Genomic DNA, 24,868 nt, shown 5'->3' on the forward strand with positions numbered 1-24,868 from the left:
TAAAATAATTAAACGACAAAAATCACGAATAATTTCTTTGAAAACTGTTAATTTGTATCATGTTACAATTAAAATATAGCCAACACCTTTTAGAAACAGGTACAGATGAAGCTGGTAGAGGTTGCCTTAGTGGTCCTGTGGTCGCTGCAGCCGTTATTTTGCCTGAAAATTTCAAGCACGATTTTTTAAACGATTCCAAGCAACTTTCCGAAAAAAAACGTGAAGAATTACGTCCTTATATTGAAAAACATGCGATTTCCTATGCCGTAGCTTTTGTAAATCATCAAGAAGTTGATGAAATAAATGTCTTGCAAGCCTCAATAACAGCGATGCACCGTGCGATTGCACAACTTTCTCCACAACCCGAATTTATTATTGTTGATGGAAATAAATTTAATCCATATCAAGAAATCCCGCATGAAACTATCGTAAAAGGCGATGCCAAATTTATGAGTATTGCTGCCGCCTCTATTTTAGCAAAAACATATCGAGATGAATATATGGCGAAAATTCATCAAGAATATCCGCAGTATAATTGGCAGAAAAACAAAGGATATCCAACCAAAGAACATCGAGAAGCGATTCGGGAATTTGGCATTACGCCTTTTCACCGCAAGACTTTTAAATTACTTCCCGAACAACTAAAATTAAACCTTTAGATTCTTTATTTTTGTACTTCAATAATCTACAATTACTTAAATCTACAATTACTTAGAAAATGATTAAAAGAACTCGTGCCGAAATTAGTAAATGTATCATTCATAAAGTTGCGAATAAATACAATAGTGGAAAAAATGAATTTTCAGAAAGTTTAGTTCGTTTCGATGAAGAAAGTTACGAATTACTGATGCCATTTTTATTAAAAAACTTTGGAACGGTAACACAAAGTTATCGTTTTAAACATCATGCAGATGTTCGTTTAAACGAAATCAACAAATATACTTCTGATATTTTTGATGATACTGAAACATTTATCGAGCATTCGAAAAACATTGTGAATCATTTATATGAGCAATCAAATTCTGCCAATATAAAAACGGGCGATGTATTAGTTGTTTATTTTGAAAACATTGAATATAAAGATATTTTAACCAATGCGGTTGGGGTTTTCAAAATTGAAAGTAAGGTTGATTTTCTACAAACCTATTTAGATGATGATAGTTTTGATGTGGTTGTTCAGAAAGGAATTTCAACAAAAAAATTAGACAAAGGTTGTTTAATTGTCAATTCTACAGATGCTGAGGGAACGGTTATTTTATCGGTGGACAACAACAATTACGATGCTCAATATTGGATTAAAAATTTCTTAAACGCTAAATTTGCTGATGACAGAAACTTACATACACAGAATTATTTAGAGATGTGTAAAGATTTTTCAGAAGAAATCATCAAACCAGAATTTGGAAAAAAAGAGCAGAGTAATTTTTTAGCGAGTACGGTTGATTATTTCAAAGAGAATGAATCTGTTGATTACCAAGGCTTTAAAGAGGAGGTTTTTGAAGATGAAAAGCATCAAGGAATGTTTGAGGATTACAAAAAACATTTTGAAAAATTGAATGATGTTTTAATCCGCAATAATTTTGAAGTTTCAGATGTTGTTTTAAAGAAAGAGAAAAGCAAGTTTAAAACGGAAATAAAGTTGGATACAAATATTCAAATTAAAATTGATATTGATGCGCCTGATGCTTCTTCAGATTATTTAGAACAAGGCTACGATGAAGACAAAAAGATGAAATATTACAAAGTATTTTACAATACTGAAAAGTAAAAAATCACAGAAAAATAAAGAATCGCATCCGTCAACCTGAATTTAGTTCAGGTTCTCATTCTGATTTGCCGTAGTTTTCCTGTTGATGCGATGCTGAAATAAATTCAGCATGACGAGAATCTAGTCTTTATTTAATTTTTAAACAGGCGCTAATAAAAAAGCAATAAATTTATTTTAAACAAAAAAGCTGAAGTTTTAAAACTTCAGCTTTTTTTGTATTTTAAAAAGTAAAACATGTTCAAAAAGTGTTTAAAACTACTCTTTTTCAGCCATTTTCTTTACATAATCGGTAATAATTACAATTTGCGTAGGCCCTACTTTTCCTTCGATATAGTTTGCATTTTCATGATCTAAAGAAATTCTACGAACGGCAGTTCCTTGTTTAGCGACCATGCTAGAACCCTTTACTTTTAAATCTTTGATTAAAACAACAGAATCTCCTGCTTGTAAAATAGCACCGTTTGCATCTCTGTGAATAATTTTTTCACTTTCGTCTAAGTGGTCTCCAGTTTCTTTTGCAAAGCGCAAATCTTCTTCTTCTAAATATAACATATCTAGTAAATCTTGTGGCCAACCTTCCTTTCGAAGTCTTGATAACATTCTCCAAGCAACTACTTTTACGGCTCTAAATTCGCTCCACATGCTGTCATTTAGGCATCGCCAGTGATTTGCGTCTATTTTTTCAGGGTTTTCAATTTGTTCGATACAGGTTTCGCATGCTAACAGGCTTCCGTCAATTCCTCCGACTGACATTGGTGGCACTTCATAAATTGATAAATTTTCTTTTGAGGCACAAAGTTCACATTGATTTGCGCTTCTATCTTGTAATTCTTGTAATAAGCTCATTTTGCTATAAATTAAGGATTGTAAAAGTACATTTTTATTTTATGAAAACGAATATTCTAGAAATTATAAAGTATTGTTTTTAGAAATTGAAGTGGGATTATTTGTAGCTATTTCCCGCTTTCCGCACTCGCTTTTTTTGAAGAAAAATCAAAAAAGAGCTCAAACAATTGCTTCAATCGGGGCTAAGTTTATTTATGAAGTTTTGTATTTATTTCTAAAATTCTTTTAAGTTACTTTATTCCTTTTAGGATATAGTTTAACAAAAAATATTCAGACTAAGAATTTAATTTTGTTAAACTAATTAGAAAAAGTGTTAAAAGTTGGTTCGGAATCGTCCAAATTGTATGATTTAGGACTTTGAGTCTATTTAACCTAGATATATTTGTGGCATCCCCCGATAAAAACCTTGCTTTTTCTTAATGAAACTAGCAAGGTTTGTTTTTTATTAAGCTTCCAAATAGAGTTCAATTAATCCTTTGGGAGTTTCTACTTCAATAATTTTATTAACTTTATCGACATTTTTAATAAAGTCATCAATCATTGGAATAAAAATTTCGGTATCTCCATTTTCAATTTCGAAAAGCGGTTGTGCGGCTTTATCGTTAATATAAACGAGTGTTCCTACTTCTCCAAAATTTTTATCGACAATAGTAAAGCCGATAACTTCGTGATAATAAAACTTATTTCCTGATAATTTTGGCAATAAATTTAAGGGTAAATAAATTCCTGCTCTCATAATTGCATCTGCATCAGCTTCGGAATCTACATCTTCAAATTTTACGCGAAACATAGTGCTTCTTGTTAAGGAAGATTTTTCAATAAAAAAAGGAACCAGATTATTGCCTAAATCGACAAAAACTGATTCCAAATTTTCGTAAAGATGGGGTTCATCGGTATCTAATTTGATAACGACTTCTCCCTTAAAACTATGTTTTTTAACGATTTTGCCAAGATAAAAGCAATCTTCTTTTTGCATCATCATTATAGTACCGTTTTTTTATTCTTCGCTATCTGCATTTTCAGCAACAACTTCTTCGCTATCAGCAACAGGAGTGTTTGCAGCGATACGTGCATCGTTTACAGCTTTTTCAGCTTCTAAAGCTTTTGCTTTTGCATCTGCTTCAGCTTTTGCTAAACCATCAACTTTAGTAGCAATTACTCCAGTTTTTTCTTCTAACCAAGCAGCAAATTTAGCATCTGCTTGTTCTTGTGTTAAAGCGCCTTTTTTAACTCCACCAGCTAAATGCTTTTTTAATAAAACTCCTTTATCAGATAAAATAGTTCTAGCAGTATCAGTTGGTTGTGCTCCTTTTTCTAACCATGCTACAGCTACATCAACGTTTAAGTCAGTAGTTGCAGGATTTGTATTAGGATTATACGTTCCAATTTTCTCTAAGTAACGACCATCTCTTTTAGCTCTTGAATCAGCAGCTACTACCCAATAAAAAGGTTTTCCTTTCTTTCCGTGTCTTTGTAATCTAATTTTTACAGGCATAATTTTAATTTTTAAGGTTCTCGACCTTTATATTAATAAATCTTATCATCTCGTGATAAGTGGCGACAAATTTATAATTTATTTTTGACTAAATTGCAAAAATTTAACTTTATTGCAATAAAAAAGAGCCTGAAAAACAAGCTCTTAAGAAAATAAGTTGCGATTAAATATTATAAAACTCTAACATCAACAGCATTTAATCCTTTTTTTCCTTCTTTAAGATCAAACTCTACCGTATCACCTTCTCTAACCTCATCGATTAAACCTGATACGTGTACGAAATATTCAGTGTTTGTTCCTGTTTCAGTAACAAATCCAAAACCTTTAGACTCGTTAAAAAACTTAATTGTTCCTTCTTTCATTGTAAAAAATATTATATTTAAATATATCGGCAAATATACTTTTAAAAAGTGTTTATAAATCAACTAGAAATTGCTTTTTTTTATCAAAAAACAAAACTTAACACCTAGTTAACAATAAGTTATTAATTTAATTTAATCAAAAAAAATGTTACTTACATAAAATCTACTTAAAGAGTTATTCAAGGGAATGATTCAAACCTCGACTATGAACATGATAATTTCTTTGTATTTTTACACTTTATTTTTATTAAAAACTTCAACCCAACACGCTAGATGTATTTAATTTTTGATACCGAAACCACCGGATTACCTAAAAATTGGAAAGCTCCTTTTACAGATACTGACAATTGGCCAAGAGCCACTCAAATTGCGTGGCAATTACATGATGAATTAGGAAATTTACTTGAGCATAACGATTTTCTTATCAAACCTGATGGATTTAATATTCCGTATGATGCCGAGCAAATTCATGGTATTTCTACCGATTTAGCTCAGGAACAAGGAATTGAATTATCAAAAGGACTGACGTTATTTAATGAAGCTTTACGCAAAACCAAATTTATTGTTGGGCAAAATCTTGGGTTTGATGTAAATATTATGGCGTGTGAATTTCATCGTTTAGGCGTTGAAACAACCCTAACAAATTTACCTGTTTTAGATACCTGTACCGAACAAACTGCGACCATGTGTCAAATTCCAGGTGGTCGTGGCGGTAAGTTTAAATTACCAACATTAACTGAATTACATCAACATTTATTCGGTGTTGGTTTTGGTGATGCTCACAACGCAACTGCCGATGTAGAAGCAACAACCAGATGTTTCTTAGAATTGATTCGTTTGCGTCAATTTACCAAAGAACAATTACAAGTTTCTGATGATTTTTTTGATGCGTATGCCAAAAATAATCCAAGTACAATTCAAGTAATCGGATTAAATCACTTAAATCTAAAAAAAGAAAGTGATAAAATTCGAGCAAGAATTGAAAAAGAAAAAGGTAGTACAACAACCATCAGTACTGATGAAGGCTTAGCAAAATTAGAAAATGCCACCTTTGCACATCTTCATAATCACACACAATATTCGGTTTTACAATCTACGATTCAGATTGGAAATCTGGTAAATGCCGCCGCAAAAGATAACATGTCAGCAGTAGCAATGACCGATACAGGAAATATGATGGCCGCTTTTCATTTTGTACAAGCCATTATAAATCATAATAAATCCGTAGAAATAGCCAATATTGAAGCCATTGAAAAAGGTGAAAAACCAACCCAAAAACCCTTAAAACCAATTGTTGGTTGCGAATTTAATATTTGCACCGATCATACCAATAAAAGTCAAAAAGATAACGGATATCAAGTTGTTTTGTTAGCGAAAAATAAAAATGGCTATCACAATTTAGCAAAAATGTCGTCTATCGCTTTTGTCGATGGATTTTATTATATCCCAAGAATTGACAAAAAAGTAATTGAACAATACAAAGAAGATATTATTGTACTTACAGGAAATTTATATGGGGAAGTTCCGAGTAAAATATTAAATGTTGGTGAAGCACAAGCCGAAGAAGCATTACTTTGGTGGAAGGCACAATTTGGTGATGATTTATACATCGAATTAATGCGTCATCATCAACAAGATGAAAATGTTGTCAACGAAACACTCTTAAAATTCTCGAAAAAACATGACGTAAAAACCGTTGCCTCTAACAATACGTTTTATTTATCCAAAGAAGATGCCAATGCACACGATATTTTATTATGTGTAAAAGATGGCGAAAAACAAGCAACGCCCATCGGTCGAGGACGAGGCTATCGCTACGGTTTACCTAACGATGAATATTACTTTAAGTCATCCGAGGAAATGAAAAAATTGTTTGCAGATATTCCTGAAGCAATTATCAATATTCAAGAAATTGTTGATAAAATAACGCCCTACACCCTAGCCCGTGATGTTTTATTACCTGCCTTTGATATTCCTGAAGAATTTAAAGACGAAAAAGATATCCAAGACAAAGGAAAACGAGGTGAAAATAATTTTTTACGTCATTTAACGTATGTTGGTGCAAAAAAACGATACGGAGAAATTACCGAAAGTATTCAAGAACGCTTAGATTTTGAATTATCTGTTATTGAAAAAACAGGCTATCCTGGATATTTTTTAATTGTGGAAGATTTTATTCGAGAAGCAAGAAATATGGATGTTGCTGTAGGTCCTGGTCGTGGTTCTGCGGCAGGTTCGGTAGTTGCTTTTTGCTTGTGGATTACCAATATTGATCCCATTAAATATGATTTACTTTTTGAGCGTTTCTTAAATCCTGAACGTGTATCAATGCCTGATATTGATATTGATTTTGATGATGAAGGACGTGGACGTGTAATGGATTATGTAATTAATAAATATGGTGCAAATCAGGTAGCCCAAATTATTACTTACGGAACTATGGCAGCAAAATCTTCTATTAGAGATACCGCACGCGTGTTAGATTTACCGCTGTTTGAAGCCGATAGAATTGCCAAGTTAATCCCGGGAATGAAGCTAAAGAAAATATTTTCTTTGGATGATAAACAACTCAAAGAGAAACTTCGAACCGAAGAGATTGAATTAGTAAATGAACTAAAAAGACTTTCTAACGGTTCAGATTTAATGGCGGAAACCATTAATAAAGCTCGAATTTTAGAAGGTTCTGTTCGAAATACAGGAATTCACGCCTGTGGTGTTATTATTACGCCTGATGATATTACAAAATTCGTACCTGTTGCCTTGGCAAAAGATTCTGATATGTACGTAACTCAGTTTGATAACTCGGTTGTAGAAGATGCTGGTTTATTAAAAATGGATTTCTTGGGATTAAAAACGTTAACCTTAATTAAAGATACCGTTAAAATTGTAAAAGCACGCCACGATGTACTTTTAGATCCTGAAACTTTTCCGTTAGATGATGTAAAAACCTATGAACTTTTCCAAAGAGGAGAAACCGTTGGTATTTTTCAATATGAATCTCCAGGGATGCAAAAACACATGCGCTCTTTAAAACCCACTGTTTTTGAAGATTTAATTGCCATGAATGCCTTGTATCGACCTGGACCGATGGAATATATTCCTTCTTTTATCCGAAGAAAACACGGAGATGAAGAAATTGAATATGATTTACCTGCCATGGAAGAATATTTATCAGAAACCTATGGAATTACGGTATATCAAGAGCAAGTAATGTTATTGTCGCAAAAATTAGCCAATTTTACCAAAGGTGAAGCCGATGTTTTGAGAAAAGCAATGGGTAAAAAACAAATTGCGGTACTCGATAAAATGAAACCAAAATTTGTAAAACAAGCCATTGCAAACGGACATAATGAGAAAAAATTAGAAAAAATTTGGACGGATTGGGAAGCCTTCGCATCGTACGCCTTTAACAAATCACACTCGACGTGTTATGCTTGGATTGCGTATCAAACAGCCTATTTAAAAGCACATTATCCTGCCGAATATATGGCAGCCGTACTTTCAAATAATATGAATGATATTAAATCGGTTTCCTTTTTTATGGAAGAATGTAAACGTGCCGGAATTACCGTTTTAGGACCTGATGTAAATGAATCATTTTCTAAATTTTCAGTTAATAAAGAAGGTGCTGTTCGTTTCGGAATGGCAGCAATTAAAGGCGTTGGAGCTGGTGCCGTAAAAGCAATTATTAGTGAACGTGAAAAAAATGGTCATTTTTCATCTGTTTTTGATCTCGCAAAACGGGTTGATTTAAGAGTCGCAAATAAAAAAGCTTTTGAAGGACTGATTTTAGCAGGTGGCTTCGATTCTTTTACAAATACACACAGAGCTCAATATTTTGTAGAAGATGAAAAAAATCAAAAATTTATAGAAAAAGCATTGCGTTTTGGAAATAAATATCAAGAAAATCAAAATTCAGCACAAGTATCGTTATTTGGTGGAGGATCTGAAGAAGAAATGCCCGAACCAATGATTCCTTTTTGCGAACATTGGGGAACCATGGAATTATTAGGAAAAGAAAAAGAAGTCGTAGGAATTTATATTTCTGCACATCCGCTTGATGATTTTAAAAATGAATTGACTTTTTGCAATGCCAATCTTTCGTATTATAACGATTTGACAAAACAAGAAGGAAAAGCACTCACTTTTGCAGGAATTATTACCGATGTACAACATCGAATTTCGAAAGCTGGTAAAGGCTGGGCATCGTTTTTTATTGAAGATTATAACGAAAATTTTGAATTTAGAATTTTTGGAGAAGAATATTTAAGATTCAAACATTTCCTCGTTGTAAATTCCTTTTTATACATCAAAACAATGATAAAACCAGGCTGGACAAGTAGAGAAGGTATCAAAGGAGAACCAAGAATTACCTTTACTGATTTTCTATTATTACACGACATTATGGATAAAATGTGTAAAAAAATAACCCTAAAAATGCCTTTAAAAGAAGTAAACGAATCTCGAATTAAAAATTTACAGCATTTATGTACCCTCAATAAAGGAACTCAAAATTTACATTTTACCATTTTAGATATGGAAGAAAAAATAGAACTCAACCTTCCAAGCAGAAATACAAAAATTAAAATAACAAATGACTTTTTAGAAAGCTTAAAAGATCAACATATTAGTTATAAATTAAATTAAAATGCTAGAAAAGACGCCAAAAAAACATCAAAACAGCCACGATTTATTAGCGGATAGCACTAAAAACAACCTTTATTTTAAATTGATTTTACAACTTAATAAAGATTTTAAGCTAGCTAATTTTGATTGTGAAATACCTGTAGAAAGTACGCCTTCGGATTTGAAAGAAATACTATATCATGCTATTAAAAACGTCATTATTGATGATTTTAGCACCTACAAAAATATTTTATATATCGCTGATATATCCGAGGAAATGATACGCAAAATAGACAATTCAAATATGGATATTTATGTTGAAAATGTTGTTTTTTTACTCTTAAAAAGAGTTTGGAAAAAAGTATGGTTCAGTGCGAATTATACTAATTTGTAAGCTCTCGAAATAAGCTTTCTAAATTTTTATTTTCGGTATTTAAACCTAGTATTTTCAAACCATTTTCTTGAGCGAAATCAAAAATTACAGGACGCATATCTTCGGATGTTTCAAAAGTAAGTATCCAATTATTTTCAACGGTATTTTTATAGTGAACAATATTCGGTAAACGCTGTATAAACTGCTCTTCTAGCTTATAATCAAAGGTTACTTTTATAACTTGTTCTTTACTTGTTTTAAGTTCGGCAATAGGTTTATCAATAACTATTTTACCTTTATTAATAATAATTACTCGGGTACAAACCGCCTCTACTTCTTGCATAATATGCGTAGAAATTAAAACTGTTTTGTCTTTACCAAGTTCTTTAATTAATTCACGGATTTCAACCAACTGATTTGGGTCTAAACCTGTGGTTGGTTCATCTAAAATTAACACCTCAGGATCGTGTAAAATAGCCGCTGCCAAGCCTACTCTTTGACGATATCCTTTTGATAATTGCCCTATTTTTTTATGTGCTTCAGCTGTTAATCCAACCTTTTCAATTACTTCGGCTATTTTAGTTTTTGAAACCTTGTAAATACCTGCTTGAAATTGCAAATATTCCCGAACATACATCTCTAAATACAACGGATTATGCTCTGGTAAATAACCAATTTTTTTTTGCGCTTCAATAGGATTTTTAAGCACATCGATGCCACTTACAAAAACCGATCCTTCACTTGGGAGAATAAAACCTGTTAAAATTTTCATACTCGTTGATTTCCCAGCACCATTTGGTCCTAAAAAACCAACGATTTCTCCTTTTTGAGCATCAAAAGAAATATTATTTACGGCTTTTTGAGTGCCATAAAATTTAGAAATTTCGGTAAGTTGTATTGACATTTTATTGCTATATTTTTATCAAAAAAATTAAACCAATCTATTATTTTTTCTTTAGATAAGAAACGAAACTATAATCATATTTGTTTTTTTCATCCGCTTTAAAATCTTCTCTAGCGGTTTGTTCCCAAATATTCAAATCAATTTCAGGGAAAAAAACATCTGCTTCAAATTCCTGATGAACTAAACAAATATCTAGCTTATCTACTAAATTATTTTCAAGTGCTTGCTTGTAAATCTGCGCGCCTCCAATAATAAAAACATCGGTTTCTTCTTTTGATAAATCAATGGCTTTTTCAATAGAATCAGCAATTAAACAGCCTTCTTTAACGTAATTTTTATTTCTGGTGATAATAACAGTAGTACGGTTTGGCAACGGCTTCCCGATACTTTCAAACGTATTTCGTCCCATTAAAATATGGTGCCCAGAAGTTACTTTTTTAAAGCGTTTTAAATCGGCAGGTAAATGCCAAATTAAATCGTTATCTATTCCTAAAGCATTGTTATTTGCTATTGCTGCAATTATTGTAATCATAGATTTTAATTTAATAAACGGCTATTTTCTTACGCTTTTATGCCGCTTTATTTTTTATTTTCCGAAGATATAAAAAATTACACCGCCACTACTCCTTTTATATGTGGATGCGAATCATAATTAATCAATTCAAAATCTTCAAAGGTAAAATCTTCGATATTTTTGATTGCTGGATTTATTTTCATCGTTGGAAGTGGCTTTGGAGTACGAGATACTTGCAAAGCTAATTGTTCTTGATGATTATTATAAATATGCGCATCACCAAAAGTATGAATAAATTCGCCTGCTTCATAGCCACAAACCTGTGCAATCATCATGGTAAATAAAGCGTAAGAAGCAATATTAAAAGGAACTCCTAAAAATATATCGGCACTTCGTTGATACAATTGACATGATAATTTTCCATCGGCAACATAAAACTGAAAAAACGCATGACACGGCGGTAATGCTGCTTTTCCGTTGGCTACATTTTCAGAAAATGATTTTGAAGTATCGGTCATTACAGACGGATTCCAAGCAGAAACTAACATTCTACGACTGTTCGGATTATTCTTTAACGTATCTATTACTTCTTTTAATTGGTCAATTTCATCGCTATTCCAATTGCGCCATTGATGTCCGTAAACAGGGCCTAAATCGCCATTTTCATCTGCCCAAGAATTCCAGATTTTAACACCATTTTCTTGTAAATATTTAATATTTGTATCGCCTTTTATGAACCAAAGTAATTCATAAATAATCGATTTTAAGTGCAATTTTTTGGTCGTTACCATTGGGAAACCTTTACTTAAATCGAATCGCATCTGATGCCCAAAAACACTTTTTGTTCCTGTTCCTGTTCTATCTCCTTTTTCGTTTCCGTTGTCTAAAACGTGTTTTACTAAGTCTAAATATTGTTGCATTTGTTGTTCTAATTTTGATGAAATTATCCAATAATCATACCAGCAATCGTTGCTGACATTAAAGAAGCAACTGTTCCTCCAATTAAGGCTTTCATTCCAAATTCGGATAATGTTTTTCGTTGCCCTGGCGCTAAAGAGCCAATTCCACCAATCTGAATCCCGATAGAAGCAAAATTTGCAAAACCACATAACATGTAGGTTGCCATAATAATCGATTTATTATAGGTTAAATGTGTTGTATTTGCGACATCTTTTAATTCTGATAATTGAATATATCCTACAAATTCACTTGCGGCTAATTTGATTCCTAATAACTGTCCCATTAAAGCCATATCTTCTCGAGCGACTCCGATTAGCCACATTAAAGGAGCGAAAATATATCCTAAAATAAACTCTAAAGAAAGTGCTGTATAGGCTGTTGATTTTTCAATAATCGTATTTAAAGAGGTAAATTCCCAACCTAAATAACTGATTCCATTAAAATCTCCTAAACCACCTAAAACACCGTTTATCAAAGCGATAAAAGCCACAAAAACCAATAACATTGCACCAACATTCATGGCTAATTGTAAGCCTTCTGTGGTTCCGTTAGCAATAGCATCTAATATATTTGCTCCAATTTTATCTTGAGAAACTTTTATATCGGTAACAATTTCTTCGGTTTGCGGATACAAAATTTTAGAAATAACAATTGCGCCTGGCGCTGCCATTACAGATGCCGCTAATAAATGTTTTGCATAAAATAATTTTAAGGTTTCATCATCACCACCTAAAAACCCGATATATGCTGCCAAAACTGCTCCAGCAACGGTTGCCATTCCACCAATCATCACCAATAACATTTCAGATTTATTCATTTTTTCCAAATATGCCTTAATCAATAAAGGTGCTTCGGTTTGTCCTAAAAAAATATTTCCAGCAACTGATAAACTCTCTGCCCCCGATATTTTCAAAACTTTACTTAACGACCACGCCAAGGCTTTTACCACTTTTTGTATCACACCTAAATAAAATAATAAAGATGTTAATGCCGAAAAGAAAATAATCGTTGGTAATATTTGAAACGCAAAAATGAATCCGAAAGTATCCATATCAGAAATTAAACCCTGAAATAAAAATTCACTTCCTGCTTGGGTAAACCCTAAAATACTTACAAATCCTTTTCCGATAAATTCAAAAATAGCTTGTACAAAAGGAACTTTTAAAACACCAATCGCAATTATTAATTGAAAAGCCAATCCTAGCCCGACTATTTTCCAATCAATTCCTTTTCTATTTGCCGAAAATAAAAAGGCAATCAATACTAAAGAAATCATTCCTAAAAGACCACGCCATAAACTCTGCATTGAAAATCCTTGACTAGGTTTTATTTTCGCTGTATTTATGGTATCAGTTTCATTGTCTTGGTTGCCTTGGTTGTCTTCGGATACTTTTAAAACTGCAACTTCAGCTATAATTTCTTGAAGAGTTTCTTGAGAAGTTTCTTGAGGATTTGAAGTGAAATTATATAAAATATTTTGTTCTGATATTGTTAAAACACTATCGGTCAATTGGATAATATTATAATAACGAACGGTATCTTTTGGTTCTTTATACTTAAAAATCAATAAATTATTTTGATGAATATAATTTCCTGAAGCTTGTAAATTATCTTTATTGATTATTAAATAATTGAATTCACCTTTTGATAAATTTAAAACATCTTTGGTATCGGCAGGTGATGCTAAAGATGTTCCTTTTATGGTTGTTGTTGATGAGAAGTTCCAATTTTTCTCTATACTTTGACCAAAAGTTAGTACTGATGCACAAAGCATTAGAAGCGTAAATAATCTCTTCATTTTAGGTGTTTTATATTTTATTAGGAATTTATTAAGAACGTTTACTAATTTCATCACGAATTTGTGCAGCTGATTCATAATCTTCGTTTGCAACTGCTTCATTAAGTTTTTCGTGTAATTCTGCTATTGTTATTTTCGCTGTTTCTTCTTCGATTTCATCTTCTAAGGAAAATGCTATTTCATCAGTTTCTAAATCTTCTTCAATAATTAATTCTTCGTCTAATTTTAGATATACACCTGCTTTGTCTAAAATATTTTCGTAGGTAAAAATCGGTGCATTAAAACGAACAGCTAATGCGATTGCATCGGAAGTTCGTGCATCGATAATTTCTTCTACGTTATCTCTTTCACAAATTAAGCTCGAATAAAAAACACCATCTACCAATTTATGAATCACAACCTGTGTTACTTTGATAGAAAATCGATCAGAAAAGGTTTTAAATAAATCGTGTGTTAGCGGGCGTGGCGGACGAATCTCTTTCTCTAAAGCAATCGCTATAGATTGTGCTTCAAAAGCGCCAATAATAATAGGTAATGTTCTTTCGCCGTATATTTCACTTAGCACTAACGCATACGCGCCACTTTGAGTTTGACTATACGAAATACCTTTAATAGTTAGTTTTATTAAACTCATATATAAATTTCATAAAATAAATAACAACAAATAACAAAAAAGCTGTCTAATTTTTGGCGATATGCTTCAAATTATTAGACAGCCTTTTAAATGGGGGCAATTTAGTAAAATTTTTACTTAAATAAAAATTCTGGTATTTTTATTACGCTTGTTTAAATGCTTTTAATTTTTCTATTAATTGTGGTACTACTTCAAAAGCATCACCAACAATTCCATAATCTGCTGCTTTAAAGAAAGGCGCATCAGGATCGGTATTGATAACAACTTTTACTTTTGATGCGTTAATTCCTGCTAAATGCTGAATTGCTCCAGAAATACCAATCGCAATATATAAATTAGAGGCTACCGGCTTTCCTGTTTGCCCTACGTGTTCACTATGAGGACGCCATCCTAAATCAGAAACTGGCTTAGAACAAGCGGTTGCTGCTCCTAAAACACTTGCTAATTCTTCAATCATTCCCCAGTTTTCAGGACCTTTTAATCCTCTACCTGCTGAAACTACAATATCAGCATCGGCAATAGTTACTGTTCCGCTAGCTTTGCTTATACTTTCTGATTTTACACCTAATTCAGGTAAAAAAGCTTCAAAACTTTCTACCGAACCACTTACTGGATTTTCGTGTGCTCCGTAAGAATTTTTAGCAACGCCAATTACTTTTTTATCCGTAGAAATCTCCGTATTATTAAATCCTTTGTTCGAAAAAGCAATTCTTTTTACGACAAAAGGACTCGTGCTACTTGGCAAAGCAACTACATTTGAAGCATATCCTGCTTCTAAGGCTACCGCTACTAAAGGCGCTACGGTAAAACCATCAATACTTGAATCGATAATTACTGTATCTGCATTTTTTGCTTGGGCAACTTGCGTTATTATTGATGCGTATGCTTTGGCATTGAATGATGCTACATCATTTTTTACCTCCACAACTTTTTCAGCTCCGTAGGTATATAATTCAGAAGCATCACCTGCATTTATTGTTAAAACAACCAAATCGCTTGCTAATTGTTCGGCTACTTTTTTTCCGTATGAAACTACTTCAAAAGCAGTTTTTTTAAATTTCCCTTCCGATGAATCGGCAAAAACTAATACAGACATATTTTTATGTTTTTTAGATTATCACAAAAATAATTTTGCAATAATATGGTTTTAAATCTTGATTTTTAAAATGACTCTTTACTTCAAAAGATACTTAAATTGCCTTTGCTTCGTTATGTAATAAATCAATTAAAGTATCTACGGTATCTACTAATTTTACAGCGCCTTTTGCTACTGGTTTTTCAAAGTTTTTGGTTGAAGTACTTGCTGTAACGCCTGTTGCTTCGACTACTGATAATGGTTTTTTACGCGCCATCATAATTCCACGCATATTAGGGATACGTAAATCTTTTTCTTCTACCATTCCTTTTTGACCTGCAATAACCATTGGCAAAACTGAAGAAACTTTTTCTTCTCCACCATCAATTTCTCGCTCTAAAGTTACGTTTGTTCCATCAACCTCAACACCTACACAAGCGTTTACAAAGTTAAAATCTACTAAAGAAGCTAACATTCCTGGTACCATTTGCCCGTTATAATCAGCAGATTCTTTTCCTGCTAATACCAAATCATAACCACCATTTTTAACGACTTCAGCTAATTCTTTAGCCACCATAAAACCATCGGTAGGATTAATATTTATACGAATTGCATCATCAGCACCAATTGCTAATGCTTTACGTAAAGTTGGCTCTGTTGAAGCCTCTCCAACGTTTACAACCGTTACACTTGCGCCTTGTTTTTCTTTAAACCACATGGCACGAGTTAAACTAAATTCATCGTACGGATTTATAACATATTGAACGCCGTTTGTATCAAACTTTGTATCGTTATCAGTAAAGTTAATTTTCGAGGTAGTATCAGGTACATGGCTAATACAAACTAATATTTTCATATATCGTTGTTTTTAAGAAACTTAATTTTGAGCCCACAAGTTACGTTTTTTTTTTAAAATTTACTATGCGTGCATAATAAATTATCGTTTACCTTACATTTTAACAACAGTAGCCTATACTATAAGTGATGATTTGTTTATCTTAAAAACCTATTTCTTATCTGTATTTTTATTATTTTTGCTATCTTGATAAACAACAACGACTAATATAAGGTATGAAAACTATACAATTTAGAGAGGCTATTTGCGAGGCCATGAGTGAAGAAATGCGAAGAGATGAAAGCATTTACTTAATGGGCGAAGAAGTAGCTGAATATAACGGAGCTTACAAGGCTTCCAAAGGAATGTTAGATGAATTTGGTGCAAAAAGAGTTATTGATACTCCTATTGCAGAGTTAGGTTTTGGTGGTATTGCAGTTGGATCGGCAATGAATGGAAATCGCCCAATTGTTGAATACATGACTTTTAATTTCTCTTTAGTTGGTATTGATCAAATTATCAATAACGCAGCGAAGATTCGTCAAATGTCAGGTGGTCAATTTAATTGTCCGATTGTTTTTCGTGGACCAACAGGTGCTGCGGGTCAATTAGGAGCAACACATTCACAAGCTTTTGAAAACTGGTTTGCAAACACTCCTGGTTTAAAAGTAATTGTTCCTTCGAATCCTTACGATGCAAAAGGTTTATTAAAAGCAGCAATTCGTGATGATGATCCCGTAATTTTTATGGAATCAGAACAAATGTATGGCGATAAAATGGAAGTTCCTGAAGGAGAATATATCATTCCTATTGGAGTTGCTGACATTAAAAGAGCAGGTACCGATGTTACTGTTGTTTCTTTTGGAAAAATCATCAAAGAAGCTTACAAAGCTGCGGATGAATTAGCCAAAGAAGGTATTTCTATTGAAGTTATTGATTTACGTACCGTTCGTCCGATGGATCATAAAACGATTTTAGAATCGGTAAAGAAAACTAACAGATTAGTTATTTTAGAAGAAGCATGGCCTTTTGGAAGTATTTCTTCAGAAATTACTTTTAGAATACAAGATGAAGCATTTGATTATTTAGATGCGCCTATCAAAAGAATTACAACGGCTGATACTCCAGCGCCATATTCTCCTGTTTTATTAGCAGAATGGATGCCAAACGCAAACGATGTTATTAAAGCAGTAAAAGACGTATTATATATTAACAAATAATTGTTTGTAAATTAATTCAGATATTAAATTTTAAACATATATTTTTTTGATATATTTTAGTATTTTTTGAATAAAAATAAAAATCCTTTTGGCGACTGTCAAAAGGATTTTACAGTCATAAAAAGATGAAAAATAAGCTATTAATACTTCTATTACTCATTACCAACATCTTATACGCACAACTTACGCTAGAAGGAACAATTGTTGATGAATTTAACAATCCGATGCCTTTTGTTAGTGTTTATTTAAAAAATACGGTTCACGGAACAACGACCAATAATGATGGTGAATTTTATCTAAAAACAAAGGCAAAATCTGGGATATTAGAAATTTCTTTTATCGGATTTCAAACTCAAACCCTCCCCGTAAATCAGCAAACAAAAAACTTAAAGATTATCATCAAAGAAGACGCAAACGAACTTGATGAAATTATTATTGTTACCAAACCGAAAAAACGGTTAAAGAAAAAAGAAAATCCTGCCTATCGTATTTTAAAAGAAATCTGGAAACGAAAACGAAAAAATGGACTTGATTTAGTCGATTATTATCAATACAAAAAACACAGTACCACCGAAATTGGACTGAATAATTTAGATACCACTTTTTTAAAAAGAATCTTTAAATCGGAATATCAAGAAACCAAAAACAATGTCAAATACGACAGCGATGGCGTTAATTACTACATTCCTATTTATATCAAAGAACAAATTTCGAACGTTTATGCTGACAATAAAAACAAAACTCTTAGAGAAGATATTGAAGCCGAAAAAATAGAAGGATTAGGCGCAGAAGGCTTTGTTTTTAATCGAATTGCCAATACTTTTGAAGAAATTGACATCTTTAAAAACAACATTACCTTGTTAGAAAAATCATTTGTAAGTCCGTTATCTACGGATGGTTTTGCCACCTACGATTACGTTTTATACGATAGTATCGTTCAAAATAAGAAAAAATTATACAATATTTATTTCTTTCCTATTAGAGATGGCGATTTAGCTTTTCAAGGAAATTTTTGGGTTACCGATACCGCTTTTTCTATCAATAAAATAAAAATGAAAGTACATGAAAGTATCAATCTTAATTTTGTGCGAAGTTTATCTTTTGAAAAAGAATTTAAAGTAAAAAATGATAGCATTTATATTTCCACTAAAAACGGATACGAAGGTGATTTTACGGTCATCGATAAAAGTGATAAAAATAAAGGTTTAACGGTTAAAAAAAATACGATTTTCGAAAAACATGTATTAAATAAGCCGTTGGCGAAAAATTTTTATACGCAAAAACGCGTAAAAATAAAGCCAAATCAATATAAAAAAGAAGCACGTTATTGGGAAGAAAAACAAGATGAAGATAAAAAATCAACCTATAAACTGATTCAAGAAGTTAAAGAAAAAAAGCAAATAAAAAATATTACAGGACTTATCAATATGCTCGCAAGTGGGTATGTTGATACAAAATATGGTATTCAATTCGGTTCGTTATGGAATGTTATTGGAAACAATCAAGTGGAAGGATATCGGGTTAAATTCGGCTTCAGAACCTACAAATCAAGAGAGGATAGGTTTCGTTTAAAAGCACACTTAGCCTACGGATTTAAAGATAAAAAAATAAAATATGGCGCAGAAGCACGCTATCTTTTATCGTACACACCAAGAATTGCCGTGGGTGTGGCGTATCAAAAAGATATCGAACAATTAGGAAGCGTTTTATTAAATACTTCGCAACTTTTAGGAGGAAGCATCGGTACGGGTGGCTTACTTTCAAGAGGTGATAATTTCTTTTTATCTAAAGTTGAAAAAATAGCGACTAATTTTGATTATCAGCTACAAAAAAACCTGCATATTGGTATTAATTTTGCACATTCGCAAATACAATCGGCAGCGCCTGTTGATTTTTCAATCAATTATAGGGATGAAAATAACAACACACAATCTAAAATAACCGACGTAACCTCAAGCACTTATATTTCTTTCACTCCTGGAAGATATGTGTATGGACTTGGTGTTGAAAGAAGTTTTGGAGGAAGCATCTACCCTACTTTTTTAGTAAATTATCGCCGAGGATATAAAGGTTTTTTCAACGGTTCGCATAATTATGATAAACTACAATTCAAATATAATCAGCCTGTATTGTTGGGCAAATTTGGTATTTTTGATGCTACTTTTGAAGCTGGAAAAACATTCGGAACTGTGCCGATAGCCTTGCTAAATATAATTCCTGCCAATCAAACTTTTACCTTGGTTGAAAACACGTTTGCCTTGCTAAATTACTACGATTTTGTAACGGATAAATATGTAGCATCGCATTTTGAGCACAATTTTAACGGTTTTATTTTAAATAGAATTCCGTTATTAAACAAATTAAAACTGCGAAGTTTGCTAACATTTAGAGCTGCTTACGGAACTATTTCTGATAAAAATATTGCGATTAATAAATCGAATATTAATTACAACGCTCCTAATAAAGTGTATTATGAATACGGCGTTGGATTGGATAATATTGGATACGGAAACTTACGTTTTTTACGAATTGATGCGATTTGGAGAAGTAATTATACGCCTCCAGCGGGTTCAATAATAGCGCCTACGCCGAAATTTTCAATACGTTTGGCGATAAAACCAAGTCTTTAATTAGCTTGTAAAATAGGTTTTAGAAATTGAATTAATAATAAGATAACGTTATTTTTTAATTAAAAATGACAATAAATTAGTATTTTTGCAATCCGATTTTAGATAACGAAGAAAAGAAATATATATGACTTCAAAAGAGAAAAAGACAGTAGATGTCTTAATAGAAATTCCTAAAGGAAGCAGAAATAAATACGAATACGATTTTGATTTAGGAAAAATCCGTTTCGACAGAATGTTGTTTTCATCAATGATGTATCCTGGTGATTACGGTTTCATTCCAGAAACATTAGCCTTAGATAATGATCCGTTAGACGTATTAGTTTTAAGTGCAGAACCAACATTTCCAATGTGTGTTATGGAGGTAAAACCGATTGGAGTTTTCCACATGTCGGACGAAAAAGGACCAGATGAAAAGATTATTTGTGTACCTGTTTCAGATCCTATTTGGAATAAATACAATGATTTATCGGACTTAAATCCTCATTTACAAGACGAAATTACCCATTTCTTTAAAGTTTATAAAGACTTAGAAAAGAAGGAAGTAATTATCGGAGCTTGGGGAAATGCTGATGAAGCGTACGAGATTTTAGATACGTGTATCAAGCGTTATGAAGATAGCGAGCACAAAGCAAAAGGAGATTTTAAGATATAAGAATTAAATAAATTCTTATGTATCAGAATAAAAAAAACCATGTAGTTTACGCTAGATGGTTTTTTTTGGTTTTAAAATTATTTGAAGCTATTTCCCGCTTTCCGCACTCGCTTTTTTTGAAGAAAAATCAAAAAAGAGCTCAAACAATTGCTTCAATCGGGGCTAAGTCTATTTATGATATTTCGTTTTTATTTTCTAGAATTGTTTATTTTTATAGTATTTCTGAGAAAACAAAAAAGATAAAAAGAAAGAGATAAGAAAGAGTCAAAAAACCAATTATTTTTGCAAAATGACTAAAAGAACCCAATTTAATTTTGAAGTAACAACACCAACAGTTTTTAAGGAACAATTATTTGCTTGGTCTGCACAATTTGATACGGCTATTTGGTTAGATTCCAACAATTATGAGCAACGTTATTCTTCTTTTGACGCTTGTTTGGCTGTCGAAGAATTTACGGCTATCAAAACAGATACTCACAATGCTTTTGAAAAATTAAAAGAATATCAATCATACACGAAAGATTATCTTTTTGGATATATTTCTTATGATGTAAAAAATGATGTTGAAAACCTTACTTCTACTAATTTTGACGGTTTACATTTTCCTGATTTGTATTTTTTTCAACCTCAAAAATTAATTTTCATCAAAGGAAATACGGTTGAGTTTCATTATTTACAAATGATTGATGATGAAATTCAGCAAGATTTTGAACAAATAAAAAATAGCAATAGCCATAAAATAAGGGTTGCGAATACATCAGAAAAGTATCCGAAGAAAGAAAAAATAACCATAAAATCTCGCATTCAAAAAGAAGAATACCTACAAAAAGTAAGTACTATTTTAACGCATATTCATCGAGGTGATATTTATGAAGCTAATTTTTGTCAAGAATTTTATGCCGAAAACACAAGTATCAATCCGTATGAAATTTACAAGAATTTAAACGAAATATCAACACCACCTTTTGCTACTTTTTTTAAACATGAACATTTTTATCTGCTATCGGCAACGCCCGAAAGATATTTGAAAAAAGAAGGCTGTAAAATAATTTCGCAACCCATAAAAGGAACAGCGAAACGCTTAAAAAATAGTATCGAAGATAAAAAAAATGCCTTCAATTTGGCAAATGACCAAAAAGAACGTGCCGAAAATATTATGATTGTCGATTTGGTACGCAATGATTTATCGAAAACAGCCAAAAAAGGAAGCGTTCAAGTGGAAGAACTTTGTAAAATATATCCTTTTAAACAAGTGCATCAAATGATTTCGACCATTGTATCGGAAATTACACCAAATACACATCCTGTTGATGTTATAAAAGATACCTTTCCTATGGGAAGTATGACGGGCGCTCCTAAGGTATCGGCAATGAAAATAATGGAAAATTTAGAGCAAACAAAACGGGGTTTATATTCAGGAACTGTAGGGTATTTTACACCGAACGGCGATTTTGATTTTAATGTAATTATCCGAAGTATTTTATACAATTCAGACAGCAAATATGTGTCTTTTTCGGTGGGTGGTGCAATTACCGCAAAATCTGTTCCCGAAAAAGAATATGAAGAATGTTTGCTAAAAGCAAAAGCAATGAAATATGTGTTACTTCATTCAAAATAGTTGCCTATATTTCAATAAATAAGAAGAAAACCCTTACAAAAACGTACCTAAAAAAATAGAATTAATGATTATTGACCAAGAAGAAAAATTTAAAGCAGTACTTCCAACTATAGAAGGAAACGTGAATGAACAAAGCTTTTTTAATGCTTTTTTAGACTTGTATCCTGAGGCTTGGAAACAACATAAAATTACTTTTTCTAAATTTAAGAGAAGTAAACAATTTGGAAAAACAATACCTTTGCCAAAACCTGAAGTTTCTTTACGTAAAGATATTAGACAGTGGTTGCAAAAACAATAAAATAATCAAAAATGACGCATCAAGAATTTAATTTCGATTTTTATGATACTAATTTTTACGGTCAATTTTGGAAACCCGAAAATGAAAAATCTATAAAAGCCGTCGTGATAATTGTTCATGGAATGGGAGAACATTCGGGGCGTTATCAAGATGTTGCCCAAAAATTAACCGATGCTAATTTTGGTGTGATTGCTTTTGATCATTTTGGACACGGAAAAACTACGGGAAAAAGAGGACACAATCCTGGTTTTGATGTCGTTCTGGAAAGTATTTCGAAAGTAATCGAAAAAGCATCTGAAGTTTTTGGCGATAAACCACAGTTTTTATACGGACATTCGATGGGTGGAAATGCCGTTGTAAATTATGCGCTTCGAAAAAAAAATCTTCCAAAAAATATTCTGAAAAATAAAAATTTAATAGGCGTTGTTGCGACAAGCCCAATGCTGAAATTAGCCTTTACTCCGCCCGCTTGGAAACTTACATTAGGACGTATTTTACAGAAAATCGCCCCGTCTTTAACGCTAAGTAATGAGCTAAATCCAGCGGATATGTCTCGAGATACATTCGAAGTTCAAAAATATTTGGATGACCCTTTAGTTCACAATAAAATCAGCCCAAATTTTTCGTTGTCATTTATTGATTCAGGAAAATGGGCGATTGAAAATGCAAAATCCTTAGAAATTCCAATGCTCGTTGTACACGGAACTGCCGATAAAATTATCGATTATAAAGGTTCAGAAGCTTTTGCAAATGCGACAAATAACGCAAATTTAAAGCTTTATAAAGGCGGATATCACGAATTACAACATGATTTATGCAAAGATGAAATGCTACAAGATGTCGTTTATTGGCTGGAAAATCAACTGAAAAATCAACTAAAAATTAAAAAAGCTTCGAAATAAAAATGCTACAAGAATTAGCAAAACATATTAACACTGATTTTCCTTTTTTAAAAGATAAAAAACTTTTAATCGCTATTTCTGGCGGTTTAGATAGCGTGGTTTTAACCCATTTATTAGCACAATTAAAATACGATATTTCACTAGCACATTGCAATTTTCAATTGAGAAATGAAGCAAGTAATTTAGATGAAGTTTTTGTTGAAAATTTAAGTGAAAAATTAAAAATACCGGTGTTTTCAATTCAATTTGATACGCTTGAATATGCTAAAAAACAACAATTATCAACCCAATTATCCGCACGGAAATTACGCTACGATTGGTTCGAAAAATTAAGTGAAAATCATGCGTTTGATTATGTTTTAACAGCACATCATGCCGATGATAATTTAGAAACTTTTTTAATCAATTTAACAAGAGGAACAGGCTTGGACGGTTTAACAGGAATCCCTGCGGTAAACGGAAATATCGTGCGTCCATTATTGAAATTTTCAAGAGCCGAAATTCAAAAATATGCCCTAGAAAATAATATAAAATGGCGAGAAGATGCCAGCAATGCCGAAACAAAATACGTGCGAAATAAAATAAGACATCAAATTATACCCGTTCTCAAAGAGCTAAACCCAAGCTTGTTAAAAACGCATCAAAAAACAACCGATTTCTTACAACAATCACAAGAAATTGTTACTGATAAAATACAAGAAATAACCGCTGAAATTATCACTAAAGAAACAAAGCACGGAAATGATTTTATCAAAATTAATATCGCAAAATTAGTAAAACTATCCAACCCAAAAATATATTTATATCAACTTCTAAAAAATTATAAATTTACCGCTTGGAACGATGTTTATAACTTGATGTATGCACAATCAGGTAAAAAAATAATAACAAAAACACATACACTACTAAAAAACAGAAACTTTTTAATACTTTCATCAACAAATAAAACAGAAAACACTACTAATCAAAATATTAGCATCAACAAAAACATCAGAAAAATTACAAATCCAATCCAATTAGTATTTGAAAATAGTTCTGAAAAAATAATTAGTACCGAAAATAGTATTATAGTTGCTGAAAATTTATTAAATTACCCCCTTTACATTAGAACTTGGAAAACTGGTGATTACTTTTATCCAAAAGGAATGACTGGCAAAAAAAAAGTTAGTAAATATTTTAAAGATGAAAAATTATCTGTTTTTGATAAAAATAATACCTGGTTGCTCTGTACAGCTGATAATCAGATTATTTGGATTATTGGAAAACGACAAGACAGACGCTTTTTATCCAATGAAAAAACAACCAAATTAGTAAGAATAACAAATTAAGAATAACCCTTTAAATAAAAACAACCCCTT

Annotated in this window: 22 protein-coding genes; 11 read left to right on the forward strand and 11 right to left on the reverse strand. The window is 32.0% G+C overall.

The features are described 5' to 3' along the window. Positions 1-59: 59 nt before the first annotated feature. Entirely contained in the window at positions 60-659 is a 600-nt protein-coding gene (locus L0U77_RS01775) for a ribonuclease HII (protein WP_233885313.1), read from the forward strand. 59 nt (positions 660-718) lie between these two features. Further along, positions 719-1,768, forward strand: coding sequence for a nucleoid-associated protein (locus L0U77_RS01780; RefSeq protein WP_233900658.1), 1,050 nt, complete (start codon positions 719-721; stop codon positions 1,766-1,768). Positions 1,769-2,023: 255 nt separating this feature from the next. Here the strand turns inward: L0U77_RS01780 and L0U77_RS01785 are convergent, their stop codons facing one another. The 4 genes from L0U77_RS01785 to L0U77_RS01800 form a co-directional block, all read right to left on the reverse strand. Continuing rightward, positions 2,024-2,614 (reverse strand): PhnA domain-containing protein, encoded by a 591-nt coding sequence (locus tag L0U77_RS01785; protein ID WP_101918126.1) that lies wholly within the window; start codon positions 2,612-2,614, stop codon positions 2,024-2,026. Between the two features lie 445 nt (positions 2,615-3,059). Next, positions 3,060-3,590, reverse strand: coding sequence for a ribosome maturation factor RimM (gene rimM, locus L0U77_RS01790; protein WP_101918225.1), 531 nt, complete (start codon positions 3,588-3,590; stop codon positions 3,060-3,062). 21 nt (positions 3,591-3,611) lie between these two features. Further along, positions 3,612-4,109 (reverse strand): 30S ribosomal protein S16, encoded by a 498-nt coding sequence (locus tag L0U77_RS01795; RefSeq protein ID WP_101918127.1) that lies wholly within the window; start codon positions 4,107-4,109, stop codon positions 3,612-3,614. A gap of 170 nt (positions 4,110-4,279) precedes the next feature. Further along, positions 4,280-4,471 (reverse strand): cold-shock protein, encoded by a 192-nt coding sequence (locus L0U77_RS01800; protein ID WP_058885915.1) that lies wholly within the window; start codon positions 4,469-4,471, stop codon positions 4,280-4,282. A 273-nt stretch (positions 4,472-4,744) separates the two neighbouring features. Between L0U77_RS01800 and dnaE the strand changes: the two genes are divergently transcribed. Together dnaE and L0U77_RS01810 are read left to right on the forward strand one after the other, a co-directional pair. After that, on the forward strand, positions 4,745-9,118 hold the full coding sequence (dnaE, locus tag L0U77_RS01805; protein ID WP_233900659.1) for a DNA polymerase III subunit alpha: 4,374 nt from the start codon (positions 4,745-4,747) through the stop codon (positions 9,116-9,118). Position 9,119: 1 nt separating this feature from the next. Then, positions 9,120-9,491: a hypothetical protein gene (locus tag L0U77_RS01810; RefSeq protein ID WP_101918129.1), complete on the forward strand. Its 372-nt coding sequence runs from the start codon at positions 9,120-9,122 to the stop codon at positions 9,489-9,491. Here L0U77_RS01810 and gldA read toward each other — a convergent pair. The 7 genes from gldA to L0U77_RS01845 all read right to left on the reverse strand — a co-directional run bounded on the left by gldA (position 9,481) and on the right by L0U77_RS01845 (position 16,211). Next, entirely contained in the window at positions 9,481-10,374 is an 894-nt protein-coding gene (gldA, locus tag L0U77_RS01815) for a gliding motility-associated ABC transporter ATP-binding subunit GldA (RefSeq protein WP_233896833.1), read from the reverse strand. The two genes, L0U77_RS01810 and gldA, sit on opposite strands and share 11 nt — an antisense overlap. Before the next feature lie 40 nt (positions 10,375-10,414). Beyond that, complete coding sequence (locus L0U77_RS01820) at positions 10,415-10,906, reverse strand: dihydrofolate reductase (RefSeq protein WP_233896831.1); 492 nt, start codon at positions 10,904-10,906, stop codon at positions 10,415-10,417. 77 nt (positions 10,907-10,983) lie between these two features. Then, entirely contained in the window at positions 10,984-11,808 is an 825-nt protein-coding gene (locus L0U77_RS01825) for a thymidylate synthase (RefSeq protein ID WP_233896830.1), read from the reverse strand. A gap of 23 nt (positions 11,809-11,831) precedes the next feature. Continuing rightward, positions 11,832-13,646 carry a NupC/NupG family nucleoside CNT transporter gene (locus L0U77_RS01830; protein ID WP_233896828.1) on the reverse strand — a complete coding sequence of 605 codons (1,815 nt, stop codon included), beginning with the start codon at positions 13,644-13,646 and terminating at the stop codon, positions 11,832-11,834. 31 nt (positions 13,647-13,677) lie between these two features. Further along, complete coding sequence (locus tag L0U77_RS01835) at positions 13,678-14,280, reverse strand: bifunctional nuclease family protein (protein WP_193699587.1); 603 nt, start codon at positions 14,278-14,280, stop codon at positions 13,678-13,680. Positions 14,281-14,422: 142 nt separating this feature from the next. Beyond that, a complete protein-coding gene (locus L0U77_RS01840) occupies positions 14,423-15,376 on the reverse strand; it encodes an electron transfer flavoprotein subunit alpha/FixB family protein (RefSeq protein ID WP_233896826.1) in 954 nt (317 codons plus the stop codon). A 94-nt stretch (positions 15,377-15,470) separates the two neighbouring features. Next, a complete protein-coding gene (locus L0U77_RS01845) occupies positions 15,471-16,211 on the reverse strand; it encodes an electron transfer flavoprotein subunit beta/FixA family protein (protein WP_233896824.1) in 741 nt (246 codons plus the stop codon). A gap of 215 nt (positions 16,212-16,426) precedes the next feature. On the opposite strand from L0U77_RS01845, the gene L0U77_RS01850 reads away from it, so the two are divergent. The 7 genes from L0U77_RS01850 to tilS all read left to right on the forward strand — a co-directional run bounded on the left by L0U77_RS01850 (position 16,427) and on the right by tilS (position 24,838). Further along, positions 16,427-17,410 carry a pyruvate dehydrogenase complex E1 component subunit beta gene (locus L0U77_RS01850; protein ID WP_193707140.1) on the forward strand — a complete coding sequence of 328 codons (984 nt, stop codon included), beginning with the start codon at positions 16,427-16,429 and terminating at the stop codon, positions 17,408-17,410. 125 nt (positions 17,411-17,535) lie between these two features. Continuing rightward, positions 17,536-20,040, forward strand: coding sequence for a DUF5686 family protein (locus L0U77_RS01855; RefSeq protein ID WP_233900660.1), 2,505 nt, complete (start codon positions 17,536-17,538; stop codon positions 20,038-20,040). Positions 20,041-20,164: 124 nt separating this feature from the next. Further along, the gene (locus L0U77_RS01860; RefSeq protein WP_233885332.1) at positions 20,165-20,692 is read left to right on the forward strand and encodes an inorganic diphosphatase; all 528 of its coding nucleotides are present in this window, start codon (positions 20,165-20,167) and stop codon (positions 20,690-20,692) included. 289 nt (positions 20,693-20,981) lie between these two features. Next, complete coding sequence (locus tag L0U77_RS01865) at positions 20,982-22,310, forward strand: anthranilate synthase component I family protein (protein ID WP_233900661.1); 1,329 nt, start codon at positions 20,982-20,984, stop codon at positions 22,308-22,310. 64 nt (positions 22,311-22,374) lie between these two features. Continuing rightward, positions 22,375-22,608: a hypothetical protein gene (locus L0U77_RS01870; protein WP_058885970.1), complete on the forward strand. Its 234-nt coding sequence runs from the start codon at positions 22,375-22,377 to the stop codon at positions 22,606-22,608. Between the two features lie 11 nt (positions 22,609-22,619). Then, positions 22,620-23,510, forward strand: a complete 891-nt coding sequence (locus L0U77_RS01875; RefSeq protein ID WP_233896818.1) for an alpha/beta hydrolase — start codon at positions 22,620-22,622, stop codon at positions 23,508-23,510. A gap of 2 nt (positions 23,511-23,512) precedes the next feature. Beyond that, on the forward strand, positions 23,513-24,838 hold the full coding sequence (tilS, locus tag L0U77_RS01880; protein WP_233900662.1) for a tRNA lysidine(34) synthetase TilS: 1,326 nt from the start codon (positions 23,513-23,515) through the stop codon (positions 24,836-24,838). Positions 24,839-24,868: the final 30 nt, after the last annotated feature.

Source organism: Tenacibaculum piscium, from assembly GCF_021390715.1.
GTDB classification, from domain to species: domain Bacteria; phylum Bacteroidota; class Bacteroidia; order Flavobacteriales; family Flavobacteriaceae; genus Polaribacter; species Polaribacter piscius.